We start from the raw sequence: 9,011 nt of genomic DNA, 5'->3' as shown, positions 1-9,011 counted from the left end.
TCGCCGGGTTTCGATGCCGCGACGGCCGAGATCGTGGTGACGTTGTGCAGCGGGGCCTGCCTTGTCCTGGCAGCCCACGACGACCTGAAGGGCGGCCCGGCACTGACCGGCTTCCTCAAGGAGCGGAATGTCACCCACGCCACCCTTCCCCCCGCCGTCCTCCCCGACCTCGACCCCCGCGACCTTCCCCACCTGGCCACCCTCATCACAGCGGGCGAAGCGCTCCCCGCACACCAGGTAGCACCCTGGGCGGCCGATCGCGCCCTCGTCAACGCCTACGGACCGACCGAGGCCACGGTCTGCGCCACCACCGCCCACCTCACTCCCGCCACCGGCGTCCGTATCGGCGCCCCCATCGCCAACACTCGCCTGTACGTCCTCGATGCCTCCCTGAGGCCCGTCGCCCCCGGCGTCCCCGGCGAGCTCTACCTCACCGGCCACGGCCTCGCCCGTGGCTACCTCAACCGCCCCGGCCTGACCGCCGAGCGGTTCGTCGCGAACCCGTACGGTACGCCGGGCGAGCGGATGTACCGCACCGGCGACCTGGCCCGCTGGACCGCCGACGGGCAGCTGGAACACCTCGGCCGCACCGACCACCAGGTGAAGGTGCGCGGTTTCCGTATCGAACTCGGCGAGGTCGAGGCCGCTTTGGCCGCGCACCCGGCCGTCGCCCAGGCCGCCGTGGTCGTCCGCGAGGACACCCCCGGTGACAGGCGTCTGGTCGGCTATGCCGTCCCCGTCCCCACCTCCTCGGGCGCGGACGGCGCGGAAGTGCGCACCCATCTCGCCGGCCTGCTGCCCGACCACATGGTGCCCTCGGCCGTGGTCGTCCTGGGCGCGCTCCCGCTCACGGTGAACGGCAAGCTCGACCGCAACGCCCTGCCCGCGCCCACGTACAGGGCAACCGGAGAGAGCGGAGAGCCACGGACTCCGCAGCAGCACCTCCTGTGCCAGGCGTTCGCCGAAGTCCTGGGGCTTGCGCACGTGGGGATGGACGGCAGCTTCTTCGACCTGGGCGGTCATTCGTTGTTGGCGACGCGTCTGGTGAGTCGTATTCGGGCTGTTCTCGGGGTGGAGGTTTCGATTCGGGCGTTGTTCGAGACGCCGACGGTGGCGGGTCTGGCCGGTCGTCTGGCGGATGCGGGGGTGGTGCGTCTGGGGCTGGTGGCCGGGCCGCGTCCCGAGGTGGTTCCGTTGTCCTTCGCTCAGCAGCGGCTGTGGTTCCTGGGTGAACTCGAAGGGCCTTCCGGGCTCTACAACATTCCTCTCGCTCTTCGCCTGACCGGAGAGCTCGATGCCGAGGCCCTTCGGGCTGCCCTTGCGGACGTCGTCACCCGGCACGAAGCCCTGCGCACCGTCTTCCCGAGCACTGACGGCACGCCGGAACAGCACATCATCACCCCGGAGGCGCTTGACCTCCGCGCCCAGCTGTCCGTGACCGACATGGCCGAGGCCGACATCGTGGAGGCCGTCAGGGAGGAAGCCGCACGCGCCTTCGACCTGGGCCGTGAGATTCCGTTGCGGGCGCGGTTGTTCGCGGTGGCTCCGCGGGATCATGTCCTGGTGGTGGTCCTGCATCACGTTGCCGGTGACGGGTGGTCCCTGGCTCCGTTGGCGCGGGACATCTCCGCCGCGTACGCCGCCCGGTCCCAGGGCCGTGCCCCGGTCTGGGCGCCGCTTCCGGTCCAGTACGCCGACTACGCGCTGTGGCAGCGTGAACTCCTCGGTGACCCCGACGATCCCGGGAGTCTGCACCACGCGCAGCTCGCCCACTGGCGGCAGGTGCTGGCCGATCTGCCGGAAGAACTCGTCCTGCCCACCGACCGGCCACGGCCTCAAGCGGCATCCCACCGAGGCGCCACGGTCGCCGTCCGCATCGAGGCGGACCTGCACGCACGACTGACCGTGTTGGCGAGGGCCGAAGGCGTGACCCTGTTCATGGTGCTCAACGCCGCTCTGGCGACGCTGTTCTCGCGCCTCGGCGCGGGCACGGACATCCCCATCGGTACGCCTGTGGTCGGACGGACCGACGAGAGCCTGGACGAGCTCGTCGGGTTCTTCGTGAACACGCTGGTGATCCGTACCGACGTGTCGGGCGACCCCACCTTCCGCGACGTGCTCCACCGCGTGCGCGAGCAGAGCCTTGACGCCCTCGCCCACCAGGACGTGCCGTTCGAGCGGCTGGTGGAAGACCTCGCCCCCACCCGCTCGATGGCCCGCCACCCCCTCTTCCAGGCCATGCTCGCCGTGCAGAACACCGTGGACCCGGCACTCGACCTGCCGGGGCTGGACAGTGACCTGCTGTCCAACGGGGACCAGCCGGCCAAGTTCGACCTCGACCTCCAGCTCCGCGAGACCCACGCAGACGGCCGTCCCGCAGGTCTGAGCGGCACCCTCACCTACGCCGCCGACCTGTACGACCGCACCACCGTGGACACGCTCGTCCAGCGGTTCGTCCGCGTGCTCGACGCCGTGGCCACGGACTCCGCGCTCCCGGTGGCCCGCATCGACCTTCTCGGCCCGGCCGAACGTCGGCGGGTCCTCGTCGAGTGGAACGAGACCGGCGGAGAAGCGCCGCAGGCCACGCTTGCGGAGCTGTTCGAAGCCCAAGCAGCCCGCAGGCTGGACGCCACGGCAGTCGAGTTCGACGAAGTCAAGCTGTCCTACGCCGAGTTGAACGTACGCGCGAACCGGCTGGCGCGGCTCCTGGTCTCCCGGGGCGTGCGGCCGGAGGACCGGGTGGCGGTGCTGACGGACCGCTCGGCCGACCTGGTGGTCGCGCTGCTGGCGACGGTCAAGGCGGGCGCGGCGTACGTGCCGGTCGACCCGGCCTATCCGGCCGACCGGATCGCCTTCATGCTGGCGGACGCCCGGCCGAAACTGCTGGTCACGCGGCAGGCCCAGGCCCGTGCGGACCTTCCCGACGCGTGCGTGGTGCTGGACGATCCCGCCACCGCAGCCGAGTTGGAGGAGCTCGGCGGGGAGAACCTGTCTGACACGGACCGGGGCGGCAGGCTGTCGGCTCTCCACCCGGCCTACGTGATCTACACCTCCGGCTCCACCGGACGCCCCAAGGGCGTCGTCGTACCGCAGCAGGCCGTCGCCCGTCTCGTCCGGCTGACGAACTACGTGGAGCTGGGGGCGGGCGACGTCGTCGCCCAGGCGTCGTCGGTGTCGTTCGACGCGGCCACCTTCGAGATCTGGGGCGCGCTGGCCAACGGCGCGACGCTGGTGGGCGTCGACCGGGACGTACTGCTGTCGCCCGAACGCCTCACCGCGCGGATCGAGCGCAGCGGGATCACCACGATGTTCGTCACCACCGCGCTGTTCAACCGCATCGCGGTGGAGTCGCCCGAAGGGCTCGGGCGTCTGCGGCACCTGCTGTTCGGCGGCGAGGCGGCGGACCCGGCGATGGTGCGGCGGGTCATGGAACTCGACCCGCCGAAGCACCTGTTGCACGTGTACGGGCCCACGGAGACGACCACGTTCGCGACCTGGCACACCGTGGAGCGGGTCGAGGACGGTCCCGTACCGATCGGCGGACCGGTCTCGGGCGATCGGCTGTACGTCCTGGACGCGACGCTTCGGCCGGTGCCACCGGGTGTGGCCGGTGAGCTGTACGTGTCGGGGGCCGGCCTGGCCCGGGGATATCTCGACCGGCCGGGGCTGACCGCCGAGCGGTTCGTCGCGAACCCGTACGGTACGCCGGGCGAGCGGATGTACCGCACCGGCGACCTGGCCCGCTGGACCGCCGACGGGCAGCTCGCGTTCCTCGGCCGCACCGACCACCAGGTGAAGGTGCGCGGCTTCCGCATCGAACCCGGCGAGGTCGAGGCTGCCCTGGCCTCCCACCCCGCTGTCGCCGGTGCCGCCGTGGTCGTCCGCGAGGACACCCCCGGCGACAAGCGACTCATCGGTTACGTCGTCCCGGGCGACCACGCCGACGGCGCGGCGCTCGACGGCCCGGACGCCGGTGCGGTGCGCGCGTACGTGTCGCGGATGCTGCCCGATCACATGGTGCCCTCGGCCGTGGTGATCCTGGACGCGCTCCCGCTCACGGTGAACGGCAAGCTCGATCGCGCCGCACTGCCCGCCCCCGACCACACCGCCACGGGTCAGGGCCAGGGCCGGGAGCCGCGGACCCTGCGGGAGCAGCTGCTCAGCCAGGCGTTCGCCGAAGTCCTGGGGCTTGCGCACGTGGGGATGGACGGCAGCTTCTTCGACCTGGGCGGTCATTCGTTGTTGGCGACGCGTCTGGTGAGTCGTATTCGGGCTGTTCTCGGGGTGGAGGTTTCGATTCGGGCGTTGTTCGAGACGCCGACGGTGGCGGGTCTGGCCGGTCGTCTGGCGGATGCGGGGGTGGTGCGTCTGGGGCTGGTGGCCGGGCCGCGTCCCGAGGTGGTTCCGTTGTCCTTCGCTCAGCAGCGGCTGTGGTTCCTGGGTGAACTCGAAGGGCCTTCCGGGCTCTACAACATTCCTCTCGCTCTTCGCCTGACCGGAGAGCTCGATGCCGAGGCCCTTCGGGCTGCCCTTGCGGACGTCGTCACCCGGCACGAAGCCCTGCGCACCGTCTTCCCGAGCACTGACGGCACGCCGGAACAGCACATCATCACCCCGGAGGCGATCGATCTCCCACTGCCCGTCGCAGAGGTGGCGGAGGACGAGCTGGCGCGGGCGGTGGCCGACGAGTCCCGGCATGCCTTCGACCTCAGTCATGAAGTTCCGTTGCGGGCGCGGTTGTTCGCGTTGGCTCCGCGGGATCATGTCCTGGTGGTGGTCCTGCATCACGTTGCCGGTGACGGGTGGTCCCTGGCTCCGTTGGCGCGGGACATCTCCGCCGCGTACGCCGCCCGGTCCCAGGGCCGTGCCCCGGTCTGGGCGCCGCTTCCGGTCCAGTACGCCGACTACGCGCTGTGGCAGCGTGAACTCCTCGGTGACCCCGACGATCCCGGGAGTCTGCACCACGCGCAGCTCGCCCACTGGCGGCAGGTGCTGGCCGATCTGCCGGAAGAACTCGCCCTGCCCACCGACCGCCCCAGGCCCCCCGTGGCCACCCACCGCGGCGGAACCGCGCGTCTGGACATCGATGCCGATCTGCACCAGCGGCTGACCGCCCTGGCCAGGGCCGAAGGCGTCACCCTGTTCATGGTGCTCAACGCCGCCCTGGCGACGCTGTTCTCGCGCCTCGGCGCGGGCACGGACATCCCCGTCGGCATGTCCGTGGCCGGCCGCACGGACGAGAGCCTGGACGAGCTCGTCGGGTTCTTCGTGAACACGCTGGTGATCCGTACCGACGTGTCGGGCGACCCCACCTTCCGCGACGTGCTCCACCGCGTGCGCGAGCAGAGCCTTGACGCCCTCGCCCACCAGGACGTGCCGTTCGAGCGGCTGGTGGAAGACCTCGCCCCCGCCCGCTCGATGGCCCGCCACCCCCTCTTCCAGGTCATGCTGGGCTTGCAGAACACCGCAGCACCCGTCCTCGACCTGCCGGAGCTCGACACCGTCGGGCTGCCAGGCGGTGACCAGCCCGCCAAGTTCGACCTCGACGTCCAGCTCCAGGAGAACTTCGCCCCCCACGGGCTGCCGAGCGGCCTGACCGGCGTCATCACGTACGCGACCGACCTCTTCGACCGTACGACGGTCGTCACCCTCGTCGAACGGCTCGTCCGGCTCCTCGGCGCCGTGGCCACCGACGCCGACCAGCCCGTCAGCGGCATCGAACTCCTCAGCCCGGCCGAACGCCGACAGGTCCTCGTCGAGTGGAACGACACGGCACACGAGGTGCCGGCGTCGACCCTGCCGGAGCTGTTCGAGGCACAGGCGGCCCGCACGCCGGACGCCACCGCCGTCGTGTGCGAGGACGACGAGGTGTCCTACGCCGACCTCAACGCCCGGGCCAACCGGCTCGCCCGGCTCCTGATCACGCACGGCACCGGCCCCGAACACCTCGTCGCCCTGGCGCTTCCCCGCTCGACCGACCTCGTCGTCGCCGTCCTCGCCGTCCTGAAGGCGGGCGGCGCCTACCTCCCCGTCGACCCCGACCACCCCGCCGACCGCCTCGCCCACCTGCTCGCCGACGCACGGCCGACCCTCCTGGTCACCACGGAAGCCGTCGCCCCGGAGGGGAACGTCCCCCGGCTCGTCCTCGACGCACCGCACACGACGGGCGCGCTCGACGGCCTGCCGTCGACCGACCTCACCGACAGCGACCGCCGTGGTGCCCTGCTGCCCGCGCACCCGGCGTACGTCATCTACACCTCGGGCTCCACCGGGCTGCCGAAGGGCGTGGCCGTCACCCACCAGGGCGTGGTCAACTACATCGCCCGCGCCCGGCACGCCTACCCCCACCTCGGCGGCAGCACCCTGCTCCACGCGTCCATCGCCTTCGACCTCGGCGTCACCGCCCTGTACGGCGCGCTCACCAGCGGCGGACGCCTGCACATCGCCACCTGGGACGAGACCCTCCCCGCGACCCTCGCGGTCCACGAGATCACCTTCCTCAAGGCGACCCCCAGCCACCTGGCGTTCCTCCAGACCCTCCCCGGCAACTGGGCGCCCACCGGCCAGCTCATGCTCGGCGGGGAATCCCTGAGCGCGGCGCAGCTCCAGCAGTGGCACCGCGACCACCCGGACGTGCCCGTGGTCAACCACTACGGACCGACCGAGACCACCGTCGGCTGCACCGACTACCCCGTGGATCCCGTGGATTCCTTGGACCCCTTGGACGACACCAACGCCGTCGGCGCCACGGGCCACACGGGCCGGGGGAGCACGCCCATCGGCCGCCCGATGTGGAACACCCAGACCTACGTGCTGGACGCGGCCCTGCGGCCCGTTCCCCCCGGCACCCCCGGCGAGCTGTACGTCGCCGGCGCCCAGCTCGCCCGCGGCTACCTCCACCGCCCCGCCCTGACCGCCGAGAGGTTCGTCGCCAACCCCTACGGCGCGCCGGGGCAGCGGATGTACCGCACCGGCGACCTCGCCCGCTGGACCGGTGACGGCCGGCTCGAACACCTCGGCAGGGCCGATGACCAGGTCAAGATCCGCGGCTTCCGCATCGAACCCGGCGAAATCGAGGCCGCCCTCGCCTCGCACCCCGCCGTCGCCAGTGCCGCCGTGGTCGTCCGCGAGGACCAGCCGGGCGACAAGCGCCTGATCGGTTACGTCGTTCCGGCGGCGGACCTGGACAGCGCCACCGTCCGCGACCACACCGCCGGTCTGCTGCCCGACTACATGGTGCCGTCGGCCGTGGTGGTCCTGGACGCGCTCCCGCTCACCTCCAACGGAAAGCTCGACCGACGCGCCCTCCCCGCACCCGCGTACGGGACCACCGAGGGCAGCCGGGAGCCGCGGACCCTCCAGGAACAGCTCCTGTGCCAGGTGTTCGCCGACATCCTCGGCCTCCCGCACGTCGGGGTGGACGACGGCTTCTTCGACCTCGGCGGCCACTCGTTGCTCGCCACCCGACTGGTCAGCCGCGTCCGCACCGTGCTCGGGGCCGAGGTCCCGATCCGGGCCCTGTTCGAGAACCCCACGGTCGCCGGACTCGCGGCCGGGCTGGGGGACATGGGCGCGATACGGCCCCGGGTCGTGCCCGGGCCGCGCCCCGAGGTGCTGCCGCCGTCCTTCGCACAGACACGGCTGTGGTTCGTGCGCGAACTCGAAGGCGAGAACGCCAACTACCACATCCCGGTGGCCCTGCGCCTGAAGGGAGACCTGGACACCGGGGCGATGCGCGCCGCGCTGCGCGACGTCCTCGTGCGGCACGAAGTGCTGCGGACCGTCTTCCCCGCCCCCGACGGTACGCCGCAGCAGTTGGTCCTCCCTCCGGAGTCCGTCTCCTTCGACGTGCCGCTCGTCGACGTGGCCGAGGCGGACCTGCGGGAGGAGATGACGCGGCTCACGCGTTCCGCGTTCGACCTGCGCACCGATGTTCCGCTGCGGGCCAGGCTCTTCCGGTTGAGCCCCCGCGACCACGTCCTGGTGATCGTGGTGCACCACATCGCCGCCGACGCGTGGTCGCTGGTTCCCCTGGCGCGAGACGTGTCGGCCGCCTACACGGCCCGGAGCGAGGGCAGATCGCCCGTCAGGGAAGCCCTTCCGGTCCAGTACGCCGACTACACCCTCTGGCAGCGCGACCTCCTCGGCGACCCGGAAGACCCCACGAGCCTCCACTACGGTCAACTGGCCTACTGGCGGGAGCGGCTGGCCGGGCTGCCGGAAGAACTCGCTCTGCCCACCGACCGCCCCCGCCCCAGGACGGCCACCCACCGGGGCGACACTTCCGGGCTGCACATCGATACCGATCTGCACCAGCGGCTCGGCGATCTGGCCAGGGCAGAAGGCGTCACCCTGTTCATGGTGCTCAACGCCGCTCTGGCGACCCTGTTCTCGCGCCTCGGCGCGGGCACGGACATCCCCATCGGCACCCCCGTCGCCGGGCGCACCGACGAGAACCTCGATCAGCTCGTCGGCTTCTTCATCAACACCCTCGTCATCCGCACCGACCTGTCGGGCGACCCCACCTTCCGCGACGTGCTCCACCGCGTCCGCGAGCAGAGCCTCAACGCACTCGCCCACCAGGACCTGCCGTTCGAACGACTGGTGGAAGAACTCGCCCCCGTCCGTTCCTCGGCCCGCCACCCCCTCTTCCAGACCATGCTGGTGCTGCAGAACGTCGCAGCCGCCACGCTCGACCTGCCGGGACTCGACATGGAAAGGCTCGACGTCGGCGACAACCCGGTCTTCGACCTGTCCTTCGTCCTGGCGGAGGAGTTCGACGCCGAGGGCGCTGCCGCAGGCGTGAACGGAGTCGTCACGTTCGCCGCCGACCTGTTCGACCGCACGACCGTCGACACGCTCGTCGATCGCCTCGTCCGGGTACTGGACGCGGCGACGACTGACCCCGATGTCCCTCTCGGTGACATCGAGGTGCTGGGTGTCGGTGAGCGTCGGCGTGTGTTGGTGGAGTGGAACGACACGGCGTGTGATGTGCCGGTGCGTACGTTGTC

1 protein-coding gene is annotated in these 9,011 nt (G+C 71.4%); it reads left to right on the top strand.

All coding sequences use genetic code 11. From position 1 onward, the window contains the following. On the top strand, positions 1 to 9,011 hold a 9,011-nt coding region (locus ACIBNE_RS41065), incomplete at both ends, for an amino acid adenylation domain-containing protein (RefSeq protein ID WP_399281197.1).

This window comes from Streptomyces sp. NPDC050504, assembly GCF_044458065.1.
Lineage (GTDB): Bacteria > Actinomycetota > Actinomycetes > Streptomycetales > Streptomycetaceae > Streptomyces.
This window is presented reverse-complemented; position numbering and strand designations above follow the sequence as displayed.